The organism is Nocardia concava NBRC 100430, assembly GCF_000308815.1.
Classification (GTDB): Bacteria; Actinomycetota; Actinomycetes; order Mycobacteriales; family Mycobacteriaceae; genus Nocardia; species Nocardia concava.
Map to the genome: position 1 here is coordinate 65,514 of NZ_BAFX01000074.1, position 18,655 is coordinate 84,168.

Below are 18,655 nucleotides of genomic sequence, written 5' to 3' on the forward strand. Positions count from 1 at the left end.
AACCCCGTGAAACGCACCGTGCCCTTACTGGGCCTGGTGTTCGCCGCCTGCCTCGCGCTCACCAGCTGCGGGCTGGGCGGCACCACCGCCACCGAAACGACCGCCACCGCGCAGGTCCCCGAACTCGGCCCCGACCAGAAGGTCTCGATCGTCTTCGAGTCCTACAACTACGGTCTGGCCGGCGCGTGGACCGATACCTTCAACGCCCTGATCGCCGACTTCTCCAAGAAGTTCCCCAACATCAAGGTGACCGCTCAGAAGCCGCAGGGCAACAGCCCCAACCCGGCCAGCGACACCATCTCCAGCATTCAGAACCAAATCGTCGCGGGCAATCCGCCCGATGTCGCCCAATTGGGTTTCAGCGACCTGGATTTCACCGTTCACCAGCTCGGCGCGAAGCCGCTGGACACGCTGTTCGGCAAGCAGGCGGTGCAGGCCAACTTCGACGGGCAGCGCTTCCACTTCCATCCGCGGGCGCGGGTGCTCGACGACTGGGACGGGCACACCTACGGCGTTCCGTTCGTGTTCTCCACGCCGGTGCTGTACTACAACGCGAGCCTGTTCACCGCCGCCGGACTGGATCCGGCCAAGCCGCCGACGACCTGGCAGCAGGTTAGCGAGGACGCCAAGGCCATCGCGGCCAAGACCGGCCAGGGCGGGGTGTACCTGGACTGCCTGACCAAGTCGGCCAAGGACTGGTGCTTCCAGTCGCTGGTGCGTTCCAATGGCGGACGCGTCATCTCCGAGGATCGCCACCGCCTGACCTACGCCGACGCGCCCAGCGTCGAGGTCGCCAAGATGGCGCAGGATCTGGTCGGCGCCGGCGCCATGCCGAAGCTGGCGCAGAAGCAGGGCTACGAGGCGTTCGCGCGCGGCGAGATCGGCATGATCCTCGAGACCAGCGCGATTCAGGGCACGTTCGTCGCGGGTGCGAAGGACAAGTGGGATCTGCGGGCCGCCGCCATGCCGCGCTTCGGCGACAAGGTGCCGGTGCCCACCAATTCCGGTGCGGGACTGCACATTCTGACCAATGATCCGGCCAAGCAGCGCGCCGCCTGGGAGCTGATCAAGTACCTCACCAGTGAGGACGCCTATGTGCAGATCTCCAAGAACATCGGGTACCTGCCGCTGCGGTCGGAGATGGTGACCGACACCTCCGTGCTCGGCGCGTGGGCGTCCCAGAATCCGCTGCTGTCACCGAATATCGCGCAGCTGGCCACCATGGAGCCGTGGATTTCCATGCCCGGCAACGATTATCTGCAGATTCGTGACGGCATGATGGACGCCATCGAGTCGGTCGTGTTCCAGGGCAAGGACGCCCAGTCCACGCTCACCGCCGCGCGTGACGCCGGCGCCAAACTCCTGCCCGCCTCATGAGCCCGCTGACATTGGTGCAGCTCACCGACACTCATATTCGCGCGGCAGGGGAGCAAGTGCTCGACGCGGTGGACACCCACGCGGTACTGCTGGGCGTTCTCGACCGGCTGCGCGGCGGCGGGCGGCGCATCGACGCGCTCATTCTGTCCGGCGATCTGTCGGACAACGGCTCGCCCGAGGCGTATAGGCGGCTGCGGGACGCGGTCGAGCCGGTGGCCGCAGAACTCGGCGCGAAGGTGCTGTACGTGATGGGAAATCACGACGAGCGCAACGCTTTCGGGACGGAACTGCTGGGTCTCGGGGCCGAGGCCACCGGGCCGTACGACCGGGTGCTGGACGTGGACGGGCTTCGAGTGATCGGCCTGGACAGCACGACCCCGGGCCGCCACGACGGCCGCCTGGAACCCGAGCAACTGGCCTGGCTGGGTGAGCAATTGCGGCGGCCCGCCGAGCGCGGCACGCTGCTGGTGCTGCACCATCCGCCGCTGCCGTCGGCCATTCCCGCCGCGGAATTTCTCAAGCTGCAGGACGCCGACCGGCTGGCCGAGGTAATCGCGGGCACCGATGTACGCATGATCCTGTGCGGGCACAACCACATGACCGCCGCGGCGGCGCTGGCCGGAATCCCCGTGTGGGTCGGCCCGGCCCTGGCCTATCGCATCGATGCCATGGCACCGGCCGGACGTCAGCAGGCCTTCGGCGGTGCGGGTTTCACACGCCTGGACGTGCTCGGCGAGACGGTCATCGCGACGGCGGTCGATGCCATCCCGGTCAATCGGATCTACGACAAGTCCGAGACCGAGGTGCAGGATCGGCTGTCCGCGCTCGCGGCGGAAGCCGGGTAACCGGTGTTCGTCACGGTCGAACTCGAGGACGCGCCGCCGGTGCTGGCCACGGCACCGGCGGCGCGTCCGCGGCGTGCCTTGATGCGCCGGGTAGCGCGGATCGCGGCCCCGTACCTCTATCTGGCGCCCGCGGTGTTCCTGCTGGTGGTGTGGACGTATCAGCCGCTGGCGCAGGCGCTGCAGCTGTCCACCTACTCGTGGAATCTGCTGCCGACCTCGCCGATGCGGTCGGTCGGGTCGGCGAATTACGAACGGCTGGTGGATCTTCCGGCCTTTTGGGCGTCGGTGCGCCGCACATTCGTGCTGATCGTCGGGCTGCTGCCGTTCACGGTCGGGCTCCCGGTGCTTCTCGCGCTGGCCAGTCGCCGGGTGGGGCCGCGCGCTCGCACCGTCTATCACGCATTGATCTTCGCGCCGTTCCTGGTCGCGCCGGTGGCGGCGGCCGCGGTGTGGCGGTGGCTGCTGCATCCGCGCACCGGATTCGTCGACCGCGCACTGGATTCGCGGCGCAACTGGGTCTACGACGGCAGCACCGCGCACTGGGTGATCATCGGCGTCACCGGGTGGCAGTTGCTCGGCTTCGCGGTGCTGGTGGTGTGGGCCGGATTGGCCGGTATCAGTGGCGATTACGACGAGGCGGCACGTGTGGACGGCGCCAGCCCCGCACAGATCCGCCGCTGGATCACCCTGCCGCTGCTCTCGCCGACCCTGCTGTTCCTGGTGCTGATGACCGTACTGCTCAGTCCCACACTGACCTTCCCGCTCATCGACACCATGACCCAGGGCGGCCCCGCGCAGGCCACCACCAACATCTACTACCTGCTCTACGAATACGCCTTCCACAGCTTCGACGCCGGTCTCAGCGCCGCCGCCGGTGTGCTGATGTTCGTCGGCTTCGGCGCGCTGGCCGCCGGGCTGGTCTGGATCTCGGAAAAGGTTGCCTTCCACGATGATTGACTCCCCGACGGGGCAGCGGCTGCGGACCGCCGGCGGCCATGCGCTGCTGGCGGGCACCGCGCTGATCTGCGTGTTCCCCATCTACTGGCTCTTCGCGACCGCCCTGCGCCGCCCCGAGGAAGTCGGGTCGCTGTCGCCGCTGCCGTGGCCGATCTCGCTGTCGAACTTCTCCGGCGCGGCGCGTCAGGTCGACATCACCGGCCTGATCGCGAATACCTTTGCGATGGCGGCACTCTCGGCCCTCGGCCAGCTCCTCATCGCCCTGCTCGCGGCCTACGCGTTCGTCATCTACACCTTCCGCTTCCAGCGCCTGCTCTACCTGGCCTTCGTAGGCACCTGGCTGGTCCCCTTCCAAGTCACCATGCTCCCCAACTACATCCTCCTGACCCGACTGGGCCTGCTGGACACCATCATCGGCGCCATCCTCCCCACCCTCTGCTCGGCCCTGGCAGTCCTGCTCCTCCGCCAGCACATGGCCGCCTTCCCCAAGGAACTCATAGCCGCCGCCCGCATAGACGGCCGAGGCAGCTGGTCCATCCTCTGGACCGTAGTCGTCCCCAACCTCCGCCCCGCCCTAGCCGCCCTGACCATCCTCCTGTTCATCAACGCCTGGAACGAATACTTCTGGCCCGCAGTAGTCCTCCGCCGCTCCAATGCCGTCCTCCAACTGGGCCTCCGCTCCTTCATGGGCACCGAAGGCGACCAATGGGGCCCCATGATGGCCGTAGCCGGCCTGGCCTGCCTCCCCGTCCTCCTCCTCTACCTCCTCCTCCAACGCCACATAGTCAACGCCTTCGTCCGCTCCGGCCTCAAATAGCCGAGTACACCGCAGCTTCGCCGCGACCACCCCGTCAGCGGTGACTCGCGGCCAGCTTCACGCCGAAGGCGACCAGGACGGTGCCGGTGAGGGTGTCCATTACTCGCCGCACCGAATCTCGGCTCAGCCACGCCTTCGCGAGGGTTGCCGCGCCGATGATCGCGGTGAACCAGATCATGCCCTCGATGTTGTGCACCACGGCGAGGGCACAACCCATCAGCAGCGGTGACGCGCCGGTCGGCAGAAACTGCGGCAGCATCGCCACGTAGAAGACCCCCACCTTCGGGTTGAGCAGGTTGGTGCCCAGCCCGCGTGCCCACGCGCCCAGTATGCCGTTCGGGGAAACAGTATCCGAGGGTCGTCGGGTCATATCCGAACGCCGGACACCCTGACGGATCATGCCGATGCCCATCCAGATCAGGTACAGCGCGCCCGCTATTCGCAGTGCGGTGTAGCCCAGTTCCGAGGCCGCCACCAACGCTGAGACTCCCGCCGCCGCGGCGATTCCCCACACCAGGGTCCCGGAACCGATCCCGACGGCGGTCGCGAACGCGTAGCGGCGTCCTCGGCTCACTGCCGCCCGCAGGACGATCGCGGTATCCAATCCCGGTACGACGGTAAGCAATCCGGCTACGACTGCAAACGACATCAAGGCTTGCATCATCTGCTCAGCCTAGGGCGTGGGCGCGGCCGGACCTGGGCGGGCCAGTTGTGAAAGGTGTTTGTTTATGACAGATTTGGTGACCTATTCGCGGCGGTGTCGCCGGGTGGGGATGGACTGTTAGGGTTCGCCGCTGTCTTTGTTCGGGGGTGGCGGATGTTCGAGTAGAGGGAATCGGTGGGGATGCGACGCGTTTTCTTGGTGGGTTCCGCGTGGGCCGGGATGGTCGCGGTTGCGGCCGGGGTCGCGGGGGCTGTTCCGGGAGATATGAGTAATGGGGAGCCGGATGTGGTTGCGCAGCAGCAGGTTCGGCAGGTTGCGGTGGGGGTGGATATTGGGGCGGAGGTGTGGGTGTTTTCGCCGCCTGCGGGTGGGTTCACCTGCTACTGGGGATATGTGCCGTATCCGGGGCATGATGCGCAGGGGAAGCCGTATCAGCCGTGGGCGGATACGGTTCGGGTGGTGGGGCCCGGCGGGTGGAGCGAGCGTCTGGATACCGGTGCGGTGATCCAGACGAACTGCTATATGCGGGCCCGGCGGTAGTCAGTCCAGCAGGACCGGGAGTTCGCGCAGGGAGTGGATGAGGGTGCTCGGATGCCACGCCAGCTGCTCGGCCTCCGTGGACAGTCTCAGCTTCGGGAAGCGGGATAGCAAGGCGGAGAAGGCGATTCGGGCTTCCAGGCGGGCCAGGGGAGCGCCTACGCAGAAGTGGATGCCGTGGCCGAAGGCCAGGTGGCCGGTGGTGTCGCGGTGGGGGTCGAGGTCGTCGGGGGAGAGGTAGCGGTCCGGGTCGCGGTTGGCGGCGACGAGGGCGATGAAGACGAATTCGCCCTGGGGGATGTCCACGCCCGCGATGGTGACCGGTTCGGAGGTGTGCCGGATGGTGCTCATGTTCACCGGGCCGTCGAAGCGCAGGAACTCCTCGATCGCACCGGGAATCAGCTCCGGATCGTCGCGCAGGGCCTGGAACTGTGCCGGATTGCGGAGCAGGGCCAGGGTGCCGTTGGCGATCAGATTGACGGTGGTGTCGTGCCCGGCGACCAGCAGCAGGAACGCCATGCCGACGAGCTCGGCCTCGGTGAGCGTGTCACCGTCCTCGGCCGGAACGGCCAGGGCGGACAGCAGATCGGCGGCGGGCGCAGCGATCTTCTCCCGCACCAGCCGGGTCAGATAGCCGGCCATAGCGCGGGTGGCGTGCTCGCGCTCGTCCTCCACGCCCGCCACCGCGACCAGCGCCTTGGTCCAGTGCTGGAAATCCGCGCGGTCCTCGATCGGCACCCCGAGCAGCTCGCAGATCACCGTGATCGGCAGCGGCTCGGCGAAGTCGTGCAGCAGATCCGCCTCGGCGCGACCGTCCATGGCGTCGACCAGTTCGGTGGCGATCTCCTCGATGCGCGGGGCCAGCGCGGCCACCCGGCGCGGAGTGAAGGCACGGGTCACCAGCTTGCGCAGCCGCGTGTGGTCGGGCGGATCGGTATTGAGCATATTGGTCAGCAGCGCCAGATCTTCCGGGGTCGCCTCCGGCGTACCGCGTTTGCGGCTGATGATCCGGTTGGTGACCACCGCGTCCTTCTGCAGGCGTGGGTCGTTCAGCGCGGCGCGCCCGGCGGCGTAGTCGAGAATGACCCAGCGAATGATGCCGTCGGGGAACCGAACCTGCCGCACCGGGCCGTCCTCGCGCCAGCGGCGGTAGTGGGAATGCGGATCGGCGAAGAATTCCGGCCCGATGGACTCGATCCGATCCGGGGCTTCGATGTCTGCCATAACGCGACACTATCCGATGTAATCAACTGTGGTGGCGACGAATTCATCACTGAACAGCCCACCGCCGGTCCGGCGCGAGCGGACGATGCGAGCGTTCGAGCCCGCGCGAGACCCACTCTCGTGATGTAAAAAATTCTGTACACCGAGTCGGGTTTGCTTTACATTGCATGCATGCCCTACGAGGAGAAGCGAACCTGCATCCTGGGTGCCGCGGCCGTGGTCTCGTACGCGATCTATCTGATCGTCGTGCTGGCCCGGGCGCGGCACTCGGCCTTGGTGGACGTGGCCTACGTCGCGCCGCTGCTCTGGACGGTCGGCGCCTCCATCGCCGTCTCGATCCTGGCCAGCATCACCGTCGCGCTCGTCTCCCGCGACCGCGACCGCCGCGACCAACGCGATCGTGAAATCGATTCGCGCGGAACGCAGGTCGGCAACGCGTTCATCGCACTCGGTGCGATCGCGGCGCTGGTGCTGGCCATGGCCGATGGGGACCGGTTCTGGATCGCGAACGTTCTCTACCTGGGTTTCACCCTCGCGGCCGTGGTCGGCGCGGCCACCAAACTCGCCGCCTACCGGCGGGGGATGCCGCCGTGGTGAAGCCGACGCGGGTCACCAACAATATTCGCGCGCTGCGCTTTTCCCACGGCGAGATGACCCAGGCCGAACTGGCCGACCGGCTCGGGGTGACCCGGCAGACCGTCAATGCCATCGAACAGGGCAAGTACTCGCCATCCTTGGAGGTGGCGTTCCAGATCGCCCGGGTGTTCCGTGCACCGCTGGACGAGATCTTCGAATATCCGGAAGAAGACGAGCCATGAAGGCCATCACGCAAGACGCCTACGGCGGCACCGAAATGCTCTCCTACACCGAGGTTCCCACACCGGATACCGGGCCGGACGGGGTGCTCGTCCGGGTCCGGGCCGCGGGCGTGGACCCCAGCGTCTGGCACATCATGACCGGAGAGCCGCGGATCGCTCGGCTGGCGCTGGGGCTGCGCCGGCCGCGAGAACGGGTGCGCGGCTGGGACGTCGCGGGGATCGTCGAGGCGGTCGGCCCGCGGGTGACCGAATTCAAACCCGGGGACGAGGTTTTCGGCACCGCGCCCGGCTCCTTCGCCGAATTCGTCTGCGCCCCGGCCGCCAAGTTTCAGCCCAAGCCGGTGCGGCTCGGCTTCGAACAGGCTGCGGCGCTGCCGATCTCGGGGATGACCGCGCTCACCGGGCTGCGGGACGCGGGACGGATCGAGGCCGGGCAGAAAGTGCTGATCATCGGTGCGTCAGGCGGGGTCGGCCACCTCGCCGTGCAACTGGCCAAGCACTACGGGACCGAGGTGACCGGCGTGTGCTCGGGCAAATCGGCGGAGTTCGTGAAGGAACTCGGCGCGGACCACGTCATCGACTACACCACCGAAAAACTCACCGGCCATTACGATCTCATCCTCGACATAGCCGGCATCCGGCCCCTGCCGCAGCTGCGCTCGCTGCTCACCCGCACCGGGACCCTGGTCCTCGTCGGCGGCGAGGGCGGCGGCCGCATCCTCGGCGTGCTCGACCGCATGCTCCGCGCCATGGTGCTGTCGCCCTTCACCCGCCAGCGCCTGCGCGCACTGGTGTCGCTGCCCGCACCCGAAACCCTGCACACCCTCGCCGAACTCGCGACGGCGGGTGCGGTGACCCCGCGCATCACCCGCACCTACGCCCTGCCCGAGGCAGCCGCCGCCATCGACGCCCTGGCCACCGGCCACTCCCGCGGCAAGGCCGTCCTCGTCGTCGGCTGACCCCGGAAACGCCCGAACCCCTCCACCGCGGTCCGCAGTGGAGGGGTTCGTGAAATCGTCTGCTCTACAGCGGGATCGGGCCCGAGGAACCCGTGGTGAGCCAGGACCAGGTCGCATTGACATGGCTCAGCAGCACATTGGCGATTTCCAGGACGGTAGAACCCATCGATTATTCCTCAAAGTCGGGGTTGTCAACGGTGCACAGCGTATCCGCCCCCGTCCGGCAGCGAAACCGGCTGGCGCGACGGCGAATCGGCGAGGAAGGCCAGTAGATCGGCGGTGAGCCGCTCGCCGTGGGTGAGGTACAGGGCGTGCGGGGCGTTCTCGTAGACGATGAGTTCGCTGTTCGGGAGGAGATCGGCCTGGCGGCGGCCGCCGAATTCGAGGGAGATCGACGCGTCGGTGTCGCCGTGGATGATGAGGGTCGGCACCGTGATCGCGGGCAGTTCGGCGCGGAAATCGGTTTCCACGACGCTGCGATTGCTCTCGATGGCAGCCTGGAGAGACGTGCCGAGGATCGACGCCAGCGCCCGGTCGCGGGCGAACTGGGAGACCGCGCAACCCGGTAGACCCGCACCGACATACGGATCGGCGTTGTCGGTGAGCCACGTGTCGAGACCGTGCCGCCACGAATCGCGCAGCGCCTCGGCCGCTTCCGCCGGGACGCCTTCGGGATTGTCCGGCGTCGCGAGCAGGAACGGCAGGGCGGCGGCGACCAGGACGAGCCGGTCGACGCGGGCGCTGCGGTAGCGGGTCAGGTAGCGGACGATCTCGCCGCCGCCCATGGAATGCCCGACCATGGTCGCGTCGTGCAGGTTCAGGTGATCGAGCAGATCGGCCAGATCATCGGCGAGGGTGTCGTAGTCGTAGCCGAGACCCGGATCATCCGAGCGACCGTGACCACGCCGGTCGAGGGCGATCGCCCGGAATCCCCGTGCCACCAGATCGGCCATCACGCCACGGGGTTCGGTGCTGTCCATGGCCCAGGCCGAGCAGAACACGACCGGGCGGCCGGTGCCCCAGTCGCGGTAGAAGAGGGTGGTGCCGGTGCGGGTTTCGATGAAAGGCATTGCGGTGTCTCCCCATTCGGTTCGTTCGGAACGAGGAGCAAACTAGCGGCGCTTCACTGACATCTAGTGTCAGTGGATTCCGGCAGAATCTCGGTATGCGTGCCAGCCGTCTGATGTCGATCCTTCTGCTGCTGCAGACGCGCGACCGGGTCACCGCGCAGGAGATCGCCGACCAGCTGGAAGTCTCGGTCCGCACCGTCTACCGGGACATGGAATCGCTCTCCGCCGCGGGCATTCCCGTCTACGGCGACGCGGGCCACGACGGCGGCTACCGCCTCCTCGACGGATTTCGCGCCAAGCTCAACCTCCTCACCACCGACGAGGCCGAGTCCCTGTTCCTGTCCGGATTGCCCGCCGCCGCCTCCGATCTGGGGCTCGGAGCCGTCGTCACCGCCGCCAACCTCAAGGTCATGTCCGCCCTGCCCCCGGAGCTGCGCGACCGGGCGGGCCGCATCGCCGAACGATTCCACCTCGACGCCCCCGGCTGGTACAGCGAGACCGAACCCACGCCCTACCTCACCCCGGTGGCCAACGCCGTCTGGAATGAGCACGTGGTGCGTTTCAATTACATACGTTGGGCCACACCGCATCTCGTGACCCGGACCACCGAACCGCTCGGGCTCGTCCTGAAATCCGGCAACTGGTACCTGGTCGGTCGCACCGATGCGCAGATCCGTACCTACCGAATCTCGCGAATCATGGAACTGGAGATTCTCGACGACCCCGTGGCTCGTCCCGCCGACTTCGACCTGGCCGCCTACTGGTCCGGCTACCTCGAATCCTTCGACCAACGCCGCCACCGGGATTCGGCCTCGATCCGCGTCGACAGCGCGACCTTCGAACGCCTCACCGAGCTCCTCGACCCTGCCGCGGTGCAGGCTGCCCGGGAATCGGCCACCGCGCCCGACCCGACCGGCCACCGCGAAATCCGGCTCCCCATCGAATCCCTCGAGCGCGCCGTCCCCGACGTGCTCCGTCTCGGCGCGGGTGCGGAAGTCCTCGGCCCCGAGGAACTCAGGTCGCGCCTCGCCGCCGAGACCGCCGCCATGGCCCGCGCCTACCGGCCCTGACGTCGGCGCGGGGTGGAGTCAGCTGCCCGCGGAACCGAGACCTAGATGCTCGGCCAGGATCGCCACCTGATCGGCGAACTGTTCGAGAAACTTCGGCGAGCGCGGATCGACTCCGCAGGCGGCCTCGACGATCTGCGGCAAGGTGGTGGGAGCCATGGCCATCGCCATGAGCATGACCGTCAGGCATCCCGGGTCGAGCTCGGCCGGCAGCTTGCCCGACTGCTGAAGCTCGCGCAGTTCCGCGATGGTGTCCGCGAACCGGTCCGAGGCCGTGGGGGTCTGGGTTCCGGCGTATTCGAGCCCGCCCACGCCAGCAGGCGGACACCCTCCGGATTGTGCAGCGCCTCGAGCGCGTAACTGCGCAACTGCTCGGGCAGCGGAGTGTCCGCCGGCGCCACCTCGCCCCGGCGCTGCTGCCACCACTGCTGCGAAATGGCCTGGTACAGGCCCTCTTTCCCATCGAAGTAATACGAGATCAGCTGCACGTTCACCCCGGCCCGGGCCGCGATCGCGCTGATTCTGGCACCGGCGTAGCCGTGCGCGCCGAACTCCTTCATCGCCGCGTCCAGGATCAGGGCGCGGGTGCGTTCGGGATCGCGCTGCCGCTCCTGCGGCTTGGGCGATCGGCGGGGAGTCGAAGCGGGCATGGACGCGATCATACATCCGCCTGGTTCAATCAAACGAACACTTGATAATGTCAATAAGACGATTGACAGGGCTGTGCTGGCGGCGCACCCTGGAGACGCAGCTGCCGAAGAGTCGAACGGAATCGTCGAGGAGTATCGAAATGAAAGACAGCACAAGGGTTCTCATCGCCGGCGGGGGAGTCGGCGGTCTGACGCTGGCGCAAGCCCTGCGCACCGCCGGGATCGAGGTCGTGGTCTATGAACAGGACCCCACGCCGCAGACCCGTAATCAGGGCTATCGCATCCACATCGATCCGGACGGCAATGCCGCGCTGGGCGAATGCCTCACTCCGGAGATCTTCGACGCGCTGCGCCGTTCCAGCAGCATCAGCGGCGATATGGTCACCAGATTCACCACCGGACTCGAGCGGGTGTCCGCCTACGAATTCCCCGGCATTCCCGCCGACATGATCACCGCCGTGGATCGCAATGCCTTCCGTCGCGGGCTGCTCACCGGGTTGGACGACGTCGTGCGATTCGGCCGGACGGTCTCGGACTACCGGATCACCGACTCCGGCCGAGTGCGAGTCGAATTCGCCGAGGGCGGCACCGACGAGGGCGATCTGCTGGTCGGCGCCGACGGCGTCGGATCGGTCATCCGCCGTCGACTGCTACCGGAGGCGATCGTCGAGGACTTCGGCATCCGCTGCCTCTACGGCCGCATGCCCCTCACCGGCAACCTCGAACCCGAGGAATTCGACCGCGGCCTGACCATGGTGGCCGAGGGCCGCACCTGCGTCGCCGCCTTCGGACCCGTCCGGTTCCGCACACCCCAGGCCGGGCAGCCGGACTACTTGATGGTCGCCCTGTGCGCGACACCCGAACGCCTCGGCGTCGGCGACGAGGTGCTGTTCCGCATGTCCGCCGAGGAACTGTGGAAGCTCTCGTCCGACATCGTCTCCGACTGGCACCCCCGGATTCGCGACATCTACGCCCGCTCCGAGATCGACAGCTTCTTCCCGATCACCTTCCGCATCAGCGCCCCGGTGGCAGGCTGGGAACCCGGCCCGGTCACCCTGATCGGCGACGCCATCCACGCCATGCCCCCGACCGCCGGTGCGGGCGCGAACACCGCCTTGGCTGATGCCGCCACCCTCGCCCGCGAAATCCTCTCCGCCACAAGGGGAGAAAAGTCGCTCGCCACAGCCCTCGGCGACTACCAGTCCGTCCTGCTGCCCCGCGGCCACCGCGCCGTCGAGAACTCCCGTCGCATGGCAGCCGAGATGTTCTCCGACTGACGCGGATTCCGATCACGCTGATCGAATGCGGTGTGCGGAAAGGTTCCGATCGGTAGTTTCCCGGTTTTGCCTTTCCGTCCGACCCTGGAGATTCCACCGTGTCACGCTTGGCCTCGGTCCTCACCGTTCCCGCCCTCGTCCTGTTGGCGACGGCGTGCTCCCAATCCGGCGGGGGCGCAACGGGACCGCAGGCCACCTCGACGGTCGCGCAGGCGACCGGCCCGCGGCCCGCGCCGTTCGATCACGGCGCGGTGCCGGTGGCCCTGGTGCGGCAGAGTGGTGCGGGCGACTACTTCGAGCAGTGGGGCCAGGGCGCGAAGGCGCAGGCCAAGGCGCTCGGCATCGATCTGTCCGTCTACGACGCGCAGGCCGACAATGCCAGGCAGGCAACCGATCTCTCCACCGCGATCAACTCGGGTGTGCGGGCGATCATCGTCGACCACGGCTTCCCGGCGACGCTCGAGCCGCTCATCGATCAAGCCGTCGGCAAGGGCATCACCGTGGTGACTTACGACGTGGACACCACCAACCCGAAAGCTGTGACCACGAGCCAGAACGACGCCGATATCGCCAACGCGGCCATCGGAGCGCTGTCCGCGGCCATCGGCAAGAACGCACCCGTCGGCTACGTCAATGTTGCCGGGTACGCGCCGCTGGATCGCCGGGATGCGGTGTGGCAGCGCGCCCTCGGCGACAACGGCTGGACCCAGGCGTTCAAGGTGGGGAAGGTGACCGACTCCACCGCGACCGACACCGTGCCGCTGGTCAGTGCCGCACTGACCCAGCACGGCGAGGTGAAGGGCATCTTCGCGCCCTATGACGAGCTCGCCAAGGGGGCGACGCTCGCGGTGCAGAACAAGCGACTCAGCGGGGTCAAGGTGGTCGGGGCCGACATCTCCAACGCGGATATCCAAGCCATCACCGCCGCCGACAGCCCGTGGGTGGCGACGGCCGGGACCGACCCGTCGGCGGTCGGCGCGGCCGTGGTGCGCACCGCCGCCCTGCAGCTGGCGGGACAGCTCGGCAAGCCGAGCGTGCAGTTCCCGGCCGTGGCCGTCACCCGGGATCTGCTGGTGTCCAAGCAGATTCAGAACCTCGATCAGCTGCGTGCGGCCGTGCCCGCCTTGGCACTGGGACAGGTCAGCGCCGCGGACTGGATTCCCGTTGTCGCTCACTGACTCCGGGGAGCCCGCCGATACCGGCACGCCCGCACCCGTGGTCGCGCTGCGGGAGGTCGGGATGTCCTTCGGCGGGCGCGCCGTGCTCGACGGGGTGTCGCTGGACCTCACCGGAGGCCGGGTGGTCGCGCTGCTGGGCGCGAACGGGGCCGGGAAATCGACGCTGATCAAGGTGCTTTCGGGCATGTACCCGGCGCACCGGGGCGAGATCCGGATCGATGGCGTCCCGGCGCGGCTGCATTCACCCGCCGAGGCGCGCGCATTGGGCATCCGCACGGTGCATCAGCACATCGCCGACACCGTCGTTCCGGGCCTGTCGGTGGCGGAGAACCTCGTCTTCGAGGAGCTGGCGGCGGGCCGGGGCCCGGCCCTGTTGAAAGGCTCCCGAATCCTGGCACGCGCCAAGGAGATCCAGGACGTGCTCGACCTGGGCTGGGATGACCGCCTGCTGCGGCGCGATGTCGCCGAACTCGGCATCTCCGATCGGCAACTGCTGATTCTCGCCCGCGCCCTGGCCACCCGTCCCCGCCTGCTGATCCTCGACGAACCCACCTCGGCGCTGTCAGCGGCCGAAGCCCGACGATTGTTCGCCCTCGTCGAACGGCTGCGCGACGCCGGGATCGCCATCCTCTACGTGTCCCACCGGATCGGCGAAATCGACGCGCTGGCAGACGATCTGGTGGTACTGCGCGACGGGAAGCTGACCGAGCTCCAGCAACGGCCCTTCGACTGGGATGCCGCGCTGCGCGCCATGCTCGCGACCGCACACTCGGCGGCCACCCGACGGCCCGCCGACGCCGGACCGCGCGACGGTGAACCGGTGTTGTCGCTGCACGGCATCCCGCTGCGACCCGCCCGCCGCCCGCTGGACCTCGACCTGCGCGCCGGTGAAGTGACCGGCATCGTGGGATTGCTCGGCGCGGGCAAGACCGAAACGGCGCGCGGCGTCTTCGGCGCGGACCGGTTCGCGGGCGGCTCGATGCTGTTGGACGGCAAGCCCTTCCGTCCCCGGCATCCGGCCGACGCCATCCGGCGCGGTGTGCATCTGGTGCCCGAGGACCGCCACGCGGACGCCCTGGTGCCGGGATGGTCGATCGCGGAGAACATCAGCCTGCCGTTCCTGTGCTCGGTGTCGAATCGCTGGGGATGGCTCGGCTCCGGAAAAGAGGCCGCCGCCGGCCGTCGCGGCATCGACGAACTCGGTGTCGTCGCACGCGACGAGCACAGCCGCATCGAGGAACTCTCCGGCGGCAATCAGCAGAAGGTGGTGGTCGGGCGCTGGCTCGCGGGTCCGCCCCGGGTGCTGGTGCTCGACGAACCGTTCCGCGGCGTCGATCTGGGCGCGCGCCGGGACATCGGGCAACGGGCGCGGGCGCTGACCGCCGCGGGCGGCGCGGTACTGCTGCTGTCCGCCGATGTGGACGAGGTGCTCGAGGTCGCCGATCGCGTCCTCGTGCTCGTCGACGGCGAAATCCGGCTCGACACCTACGATCCCGACCCCGATGCCATCGTGCGGGCCCTCGCCGCCGTGTGACCACCGGCCGAATTCCACTGTCCTACAGAAAGACTCCATGACGATCACCGAAGAAACGTCCGCGGCGACCGTCGCGCCGCGCGTGCGGCGCGCGGGCGACCTCGTCGTCAAATACGGATTCCTGGTCGTGACGGCCGGGTTGTTCGCCTATTTCAGCGTGAGCGAACCGGCATTCCGCAGCGGTTCCACCCTGCTCGAGGTCCTGCGCTACGTGTCCGTCGCCGCCATTCTCGGCCTCGGCGTGACCCTGACCATGGCCGTCGGCGGCCTGGACATGTCGGTGGGCGCGGTCGCGGGTCTCGCGGTCTCGGTCGCGGCGCAGACCATGGTGGTGCACAACCAGATCGGCGCCATCGCGATGCTGGCCGTGCTCGGCGTCGGCGCGCTCGCCGGTCTGGTGAACGCCGCACTCGTGGTGCTGCTGCGGGTGCCCGACATGCTCGCCACCCTGGGCACCATGTTCGCCATCTCCGGGCTGAAACTGGTGATGGTCGACGGACAGTCGATTTCGCCGGGCATGACCCTGGCCGACGGATCGACCGCACCCGGCAAGTTCACCTCCGGATTCCTGTCCATCGACCGCGGCAGCGTGCTCGGCGTACCGAACTCGGTGCTGATCTTCGCGGTGCTCACCATCGCGGCATGGGTGTTCCTGGCCCGGACCCGGTGGGGCCGGGTGCTGTACGCGATCGGAGCCAACCGGGAGGCCGCGCGCCTGGCCGGGGTGCGGGTCGGGCGCTACCGCAGCCTGGCCTACGTCCTCTCGGCGCTGCTCGCCGCCACCGGCGGGCTCATCCTGGCCGCGCGCATCGGCCAAGGCGATGTCTCGGCGGGCAACTCGCAACTGCTGGAGGCCGTGGCCGTCGCGCTGGTGGGCACCTCCGTGCTGGGGCGCGGGCGGCCGAACGTCTGGGGGACCGCGCTGGGCGCGGTGCTGATCGGCATAGTGTCGTCCGGGCTCACCATCGCCGGATTGCCCTACTACACACAGGACGTCGTCGAGGGTGTCGTGCTCATCCTCGCGCTGGTCTGCAGTTTCACGCTGTCCGAAGGGAGAAGATCGTGACCGGGGACTATCGCATCCTCGAACCCGCCGATGTTCCGGAGTACCTGCGCGAGCGCGGCTACTGGGGCACCGGCGACGTGGACGTCCGGGAGGTGTCCGACGGCAATCTGAACCGGGTGTTCATCGCCACGCGCCGCGACGACGGGCGCAGCGTCGCGGTGAAACAGGCGCTGCCCTGGGTCCGGGTCGCCGGGCCCTCGTGGCCGATGAGCCCCGCCCGCGCGGACGCCGAAGCCCGCGCCTACCAACGGGTTCGGGCCGTCGCACCGGAGGTTGTCCCGGTCCTGCACGACTACGACGCGGCGAACTACGCGCTGATCCTCGAAGACCTCTCGGATCTGCGCGTGCTGCGCGGCGTCCTGAACGAGGGCGGCGGCTACGGCGGCGTGTCCACGGCGGTCGGCGTCTTCGTCGCCCGATTGTCCTTCGCCACCAGCGATTTCGGATTGTCCTCCGGCGAACGCAAGGCGCTGATCGCGGAATCGGTGAATCCCGACCTGTGCAAGATCACCGAGGATGTGTTCCTCGCCGAACCGTTCATCGAGCACGAGCACAACCACTGGCACGAGGGCGTGGCCGACCTGGCCGCGGAATTCCGTGCGGATTCGGCCCTGCGCACCGAAATCGCCGACCTCCGACACACTTTCATGACCAGCGCCCAAGCCCTCCTGCACGGCGACCTGCACACCGGCAGCATCATGACCGGCACCCGCGACGGCTCCGAAGTCGTTCGGATCTTCGACCCCGAATTCTCCTTCGTCGGCCCCATCGGCTTCGACCTCGGCTCCTACTGGGGCAACACCATCGCCGCCGAGGCCCGCGCCCGCGCCCTCGGCCGCCCGACCGAACCCGGCGCAGAGCTCACCCTCAGCTGGCAGGCCTTCACCACCGAATTCCGCCGCCTGTGGCCCACCCGCGTCGACACCTTCTTCGACGACGCGTACCTCACCCGCTTCCTCCACCGCGTCTGGACCGAAGCCCTCGGCTACGCCGGCGCCGAACTCATCCGCCGCACAATCGGTTTCGCCCACCTGTCCGACCTCGACACCCTGCCCGACCCGACCCTCGCCACCCGCCAAGCCCTCCTCGCGGGCCGCGACCTGATCCTGCACCGCACCACCCTGGCCAACCCTGCCTCAGCCGCCGGCCTCCTCGAAGGGTCGGGCCGGGCCATCGAAGGTGCCGCCTGGGCGAGTCAGTAGGGGATGGGCCGATTCTCCTCGGCCCAGGCATGTTCGGCCGCACTACCGATCGGTGGTGGGAACAGTCCTGCGATCATCCAGGTGTCCCGTGGCACTTCGGTCACATTGAATTCCAGATGCAGCCCGCGGTCGTGCGTGTAGGGCGCGAGCATCGCGTCCAACCCCTGCGTCATCCGCTTGCGCATCTCCGGATCCTCGAGCGTGCGCGCCAGATGGTCCACCGTGATCCGCACCGAAGCGCCGGTGGCCCGCCCTCCCACATAGAACGAATCCGACGGAATCTCGTGATAGAGCACCACCGCGTAGAACTCCGGGAGGCCGAACCGCACGTAGTACGCGGTGATCTCCTTGGCCAGACGCTCCTTGTCCGAGGCGGTGTAGGTGTTCGCGGGATGGTAGATGTGCCACAACGGCATGACGATCGACTCCTGTTTCGAAGGCTCAGCGCAGGAAGGGAAGGGTGAGGTTCTCGACGGGTCCGTTCAAGCCCGACTTGACCTGCCGGGTGAACTCGTCCACCAGCACCTCGGTGGCCCCGCCCTCGAGACCGTCGGCCAGCGCCGTGGCGACCTCCGCCGGGCTGAGTTTCTGGGTCTGAATGCCCTTGACCATGTCGGTGTCCGCGAAACCGAGGTGCACGCCCACCACCTGGGTTCCCTGCCCGGCCAGCTCGATGCGCAGTGAATTCGTCAGCGACCACAGCGCCGCCTTCGACGCCCCATAGGCCCCCGCACCCGAACTCCACGACAGCACCGAGTGGATATCCACCAGCGCCCCACCGCCGTTCGCCTCCAGAATCGGCGCGAACGCCTGCGCGATACGCAGCGGCCCGAACACATTGGTCTCGAATGTCTCGACCACATCGGCCATTTCGGCCTTCAGCAGGGGAGCGGACCGCAGCACCCCGGCATTGTTGATCACGATCTCCACATCGGCGGCCGCTTCCGCCAGCGCCGCAACGGAATCCGGGTCGGTAACCTCCAGCTCCAGCGGCACCACGCGCGGATCCGCACTCGCCTCCGGCTTACGCGCCGTGACATAAACCTTCGCCGCACCCCGCGCCAGCAACTCCTGCGTGAACGCGCGCCCGAGCCCGCGCTGCCCGCCGGTGACAAGCGCGACAGCACCCTCAATCCTGGCCATCTCTACCTCCTGAGTTCCAGACCATCTAACTTTATTTCACTATAGTCAGGCAATCGGGTCGATGGCTAGGTCAGAGGTCCGGGTGTGGCGGACCGAGGCAGTGGGGGAAATCCGTCCGGCGACATTGAAATGTTCCTCGACACGGGTTCGAGAATCCGGGCGGATTCGTCTGCCCGGCAGACAGCGGGTTTGCGGGAGGATCACTGGGAGCGTATGCCGCCGAACAGCCGTTCAAATAGCAGAATCAGGCATCGGTGCGAAAGGAACGTG

21 protein-coding genes are annotated in these 18,655 nt (G+C 68.0%); 14 read left to right on the forward strand and 7 right to left on the reverse strand.

Features of this window, described 5'->3' with window-relative positions:
• Positions 1-6 precede the first annotated feature (6 nt).
• The 4 genes from ON43_RS14710 to ON43_RS14725 are packed head-to-tail and all read left to right on the forward strand — an operon-like array spanning position 7 to position 3,996.
• Positions 7-1,377 carry an ABC transporter substrate-binding protein gene (locus ON43_RS14710; RefSeq protein ID WP_245568592.1) on the forward strand — a complete coding sequence of 457 codons (1,371 nt, stop codon included), beginning with the start codon at positions 7-9 and terminating at the stop codon, positions 1,375-1,377.
• On the forward strand, positions 1,374-2,222 hold the full coding sequence (locus ON43_RS14715) for a metallophosphoesterase (protein ID WP_040807864.1): 849 nt from the start codon (positions 1,374-1,376) through the stop codon (positions 2,220-2,222). Before ON43_RS14710 ends, ON43_RS14715 begins: the two co-directional genes overlap by 4 nt.
• Positions 2,223-2,225: 3 nt before the next feature.
• Positions 2,226-3,179 carry a carbohydrate ABC transporter permease gene (locus ON43_RS14720; protein WP_373283445.1) on the forward strand — a complete coding sequence of 318 codons (954 nt, stop codon included), beginning with the start codon at positions 2,226-2,228 and terminating at the stop codon, positions 3,177-3,179.
• Complete coding sequence (locus ON43_RS14725; protein WP_051178442.1) at positions 3,172-3,996, forward strand: carbohydrate ABC transporter permease; 825 nt, start codon at positions 3,172-3,174, stop codon at positions 3,994-3,996. The genes ON43_RS14720 and ON43_RS14725 overlap by 8 nt, the downstream gene beginning before the upstream one ends.
• Positions 3,997-4,030: 34 nt before the next feature.
• Here the strand turns inward: ON43_RS14725 and ON43_RS14730 are convergent, their stop codons facing one another.
• Positions 4,031-4,660: a LysE family translocator gene (locus ON43_RS14730; protein ID WP_040807867.1), complete on the reverse strand. Its 630-nt coding sequence runs from the start codon at positions 4,658-4,660 to the stop codon at positions 4,031-4,033.
• Positions 4,661-4,945: 285 nt separating this feature from the next.
• Here ON43_RS14730 and ON43_RS14735 point away from each other — a divergent pair, with 285 nt between their 5' ends.
• The gene (locus ON43_RS14735; protein ID WP_157514036.1) at positions 4,946-5,200 is read left to right on the forward strand and encodes a hypothetical protein; all 255 of its coding nucleotides are present in this window, start codon (positions 4,946-4,948) and stop codon (positions 5,198-5,200) included.
• Here ON43_RS14735 and ON43_RS14740 read toward each other — a convergent pair whose 3' ends face one another.
• Positions 5,201-6,421: a cytochrome P450 family protein gene (locus ON43_RS14740; protein ID WP_040807869.1), complete on the reverse strand. Its 1,221-nt coding sequence runs from the start codon at positions 6,419-6,421 to the stop codon at positions 5,201-5,203.
• 171 nt (positions 6,422-6,592) lie between these two features.
• Between ON43_RS14740 and ON43_RS14745 the strand changes: the two genes are divergently transcribed.
• The 3 genes from ON43_RS14745 to ON43_RS14755 are packed head-to-tail and all read left to right on the forward strand — an operon-like array spanning position 6,593 to position 8,198.
• On the forward strand, positions 6,593-7,018 hold the full coding sequence (locus tag ON43_RS14745; protein ID WP_040807871.1) for a hypothetical protein: 426 nt from the start codon (positions 6,593-6,595) through the stop codon (positions 7,016-7,018).
• A complete protein-coding gene (locus ON43_RS14750) occupies positions 7,012-7,239 on the forward strand; it encodes a helix-turn-helix transcriptional regulator (protein WP_040807872.1) in 228 nt (75 codons plus the stop codon). Before ON43_RS14745 ends, ON43_RS14750 begins: the two co-directional genes overlap by 7 nt.
• Complete coding sequence (locus ON43_RS14755) at positions 7,236-8,198, forward strand: NAD(P)-dependent alcohol dehydrogenase (RefSeq protein ID WP_040807873.1); 963 nt, start codon at positions 7,236-7,238, stop codon at positions 8,196-8,198. Before ON43_RS14750 ends, ON43_RS14755 begins: the two co-directional genes overlap by 4 nt.
• A gap of 191 nt (positions 8,199-8,389) precedes the next feature.
• Here ON43_RS14755 and ON43_RS14760 read toward each other — a convergent pair whose 3' ends face one another.
• Positions 8,390-9,268, reverse strand: coding sequence for an alpha/beta fold hydrolase (locus ON43_RS14760; RefSeq protein ID WP_051178444.1), 879 nt, complete (start codon positions 9,266-9,268; stop codon positions 8,390-8,392).
• A 95-nt stretch (positions 9,269-9,363) separates the two neighbouring features.
• Here ON43_RS14760 and ON43_RS14765 point away from each other — a divergent pair, with 95 nt between their 5' ends.
• Positions 9,364-10,338 (forward strand): helix-turn-helix transcriptional regulator, encoded by a 975-nt coding sequence (locus ON43_RS14765; protein ID WP_040807875.1) that lies wholly within the window; start codon positions 9,364-9,366, stop codon positions 10,336-10,338.
• Positions 10,339-10,356: 18 nt separating this feature from the next.
• On the opposite strand, the gene ON43_RS47155 is transcribed toward ON43_RS14765, so the two are convergent.
• Positions 10,357-10,584, reverse strand: a complete 228-nt coding sequence (locus tag ON43_RS47155; RefSeq protein WP_373283449.1) for a hypothetical protein — start codon at positions 10,582-10,584, stop codon at positions 10,357-10,359.
• Positions 10,518-10,997, reverse strand: a complete 480-nt coding sequence (locus ON43_RS46205) for a TetR/AcrR family transcriptional regulator (RefSeq protein WP_505778414.1) — start codon at positions 10,995-10,997, stop codon at positions 10,518-10,520. Before ON43_RS46205 ends, ON43_RS47155 begins: the two co-directional genes overlap by 67 nt.
• A 128-nt stretch (positions 10,998-11,125) precedes the next feature.
• Between ON43_RS46205 and ON43_RS14775 the strand changes: the two genes are divergently transcribed.
• The 5 genes from ON43_RS14775 to mtnK all read left to right on the forward strand — a co-directional run bounded on the left by ON43_RS14775 (position 11,126) and on the right by mtnK (position 17,242).
• Positions 11,126-12,262 carry an FAD-dependent oxidoreductase gene (locus tag ON43_RS14775; RefSeq protein ID WP_040807876.1) on the forward strand — a complete coding sequence of 379 codons (1,137 nt, stop codon included), beginning with the start codon at positions 11,126-11,128 and terminating at the stop codon, positions 12,260-12,262.
• A gap of 98 nt (positions 12,263-12,360) precedes the next feature.
• Complete coding sequence (locus ON43_RS14780) at positions 12,361-13,440, forward strand: substrate-binding domain-containing protein (protein WP_040807878.1); 1,080 nt, start codon at positions 12,361-12,363, stop codon at positions 13,438-13,440.
• A complete protein-coding gene (locus ON43_RS14785; RefSeq protein WP_040807879.1) occupies positions 13,427-14,974 on the forward strand; it encodes a sugar ABC transporter ATP-binding protein in 1,548 nt (515 codons plus the stop codon). Before ON43_RS14780 ends, ON43_RS14785 begins: the two co-directional genes overlap by 14 nt.
• A gap of 37 nt (positions 14,975-15,011) precedes the next feature.
• Positions 15,012-16,040, forward strand: a complete 1,029-nt coding sequence (locus ON43_RS14790) for an ABC transporter permease (RefSeq protein WP_040807881.1) — start codon at positions 15,012-15,014, stop codon at positions 16,038-16,040.
• Positions 16,037-17,242 carry an S-methyl-5-thioribose kinase gene (gene mtnK / locus ON43_RS14795; protein ID WP_051178446.1) on the forward strand — a complete coding sequence of 402 codons (1,206 nt, stop codon included), beginning with the start codon at positions 16,037-16,039 and terminating at the stop codon, positions 17,240-17,242. Before ON43_RS14790 ends, mtnK begins: the two co-directional genes overlap by 4 nt.
• Here mtnK and ON43_RS14800 read toward each other — a convergent pair.
• The gene (locus ON43_RS14800) at positions 17,236-17,658 is read right to left on the reverse strand and encodes a tautomerase family protein (protein ID WP_040807883.1); all 423 of its coding nucleotides are present in this window, start codon (positions 17,656-17,658) and stop codon (positions 17,236-17,238) included. The two genes, mtnK and ON43_RS14800, sit on opposite strands and share 7 nt — an antisense overlap.
• 25 nt (positions 17,659-17,683) lie before the next feature.
• Complete coding sequence (locus ON43_RS14805; RefSeq protein ID WP_040807884.1) at positions 17,684-18,385, reverse strand: SDR family oxidoreductase; 702 nt, start codon at positions 18,383-18,385, stop codon at positions 17,684-17,686.
• Positions 18,386-18,655: the final 270 nt, after the last annotated feature.

What these genes read in the sequence shown, in the direction of transcription:
- ON43_RS14760 (WP_051178444.1), bottom strand. Translation starts at nt 9,268, where the DNA reads ATGCCTTTCATCGAAACCCGCACCGGCACCACCCTCTTCTACCGCGAC.
- ON43_RS14715 (WP_040807864.1), top strand. Translation starts at nt 1,374, where the DNA reads ATGAGCCCGCTGACATTGGTGCAGCTCACCGACACTCATATTCGCGCG.
- ON43_RS14765 (WP_040807875.1), top strand. Translation starts at nt 9,364, where the DNA reads ATGCGTGCCAGCCGTCTGATGTCGATCCTTCTGCTGCTGCAGACGCGC.
- ON43_RS14790 (WP_040807881.1), top strand. Translation starts at nt 15,012, where the DNA reads ATGACGATCACCGAAGAAACGTCCGCGGCGACCGTCGCGCCGCGCGTG.
- ON43_RS14730 (WP_040807867.1), bottom strand. Translation starts at nt 4,660, where the DNA reads ATGATGCAAGCCTTGATGTCGTTTGCAGTCGTAGCCGGATTGCTTACC.
- ON43_RS14740 (WP_040807869.1), bottom strand. Translation starts at nt 6,421, where the DNA reads ATGGCAGACATCGAAGCCCCGGATCGGATCGAGTCCATCGGGCCGGAA.
- ON43_RS14805 (WP_040807884.1), bottom strand. Translation starts at nt 18,385, where the DNA reads ATGGCCAGGATTGAGGGTGCTGTCGCGCTTGTCACCGGCGGGCAGCGC.
- ON43_RS14725 (WP_051178442.1), top strand. Translation starts at nt 3,172, where the DNA reads ATGATTGACTCCCCGACGGGGCAGCGGCTGCGGACCGCCGGCGGCCAT.
- ON43_RS46205 (WP_505778414.1), bottom strand. Translation starts at nt 10,997, where the DNA reads ATGATCGCGTCCATGCCCGCTTCGACTCCCCGCCGATCGCCCAAGCCG.
- ON43_RS14745 (WP_040807871.1), top strand. Translation starts at nt 6,593, where the DNA reads ATGCCCTACGAGGAGAAGCGAACCTGCATCCTGGGTGCCGCGGCCGTG.
- ON43_RS14775 (WP_040807876.1), top strand. Translation starts at nt 11,126, where the DNA reads ATGAAAGACAGCACAAGGGTTCTCATCGCCGGCGGGGGAGTCGGCGGT.
- ON43_RS14755 (WP_040807873.1), top strand. Translation starts at nt 7,236, where the DNA reads ATGAAGGCCATCACGCAAGACGCCTACGGCGGCACCGAAATGCTCTCC.
- ON43_RS14800 (WP_040807883.1), bottom strand. Translation starts at nt 17,658, where the DNA reads ATGCCGTTGTGGCACATCTACCATCCCGCGAACACCTACACCGCCTCG.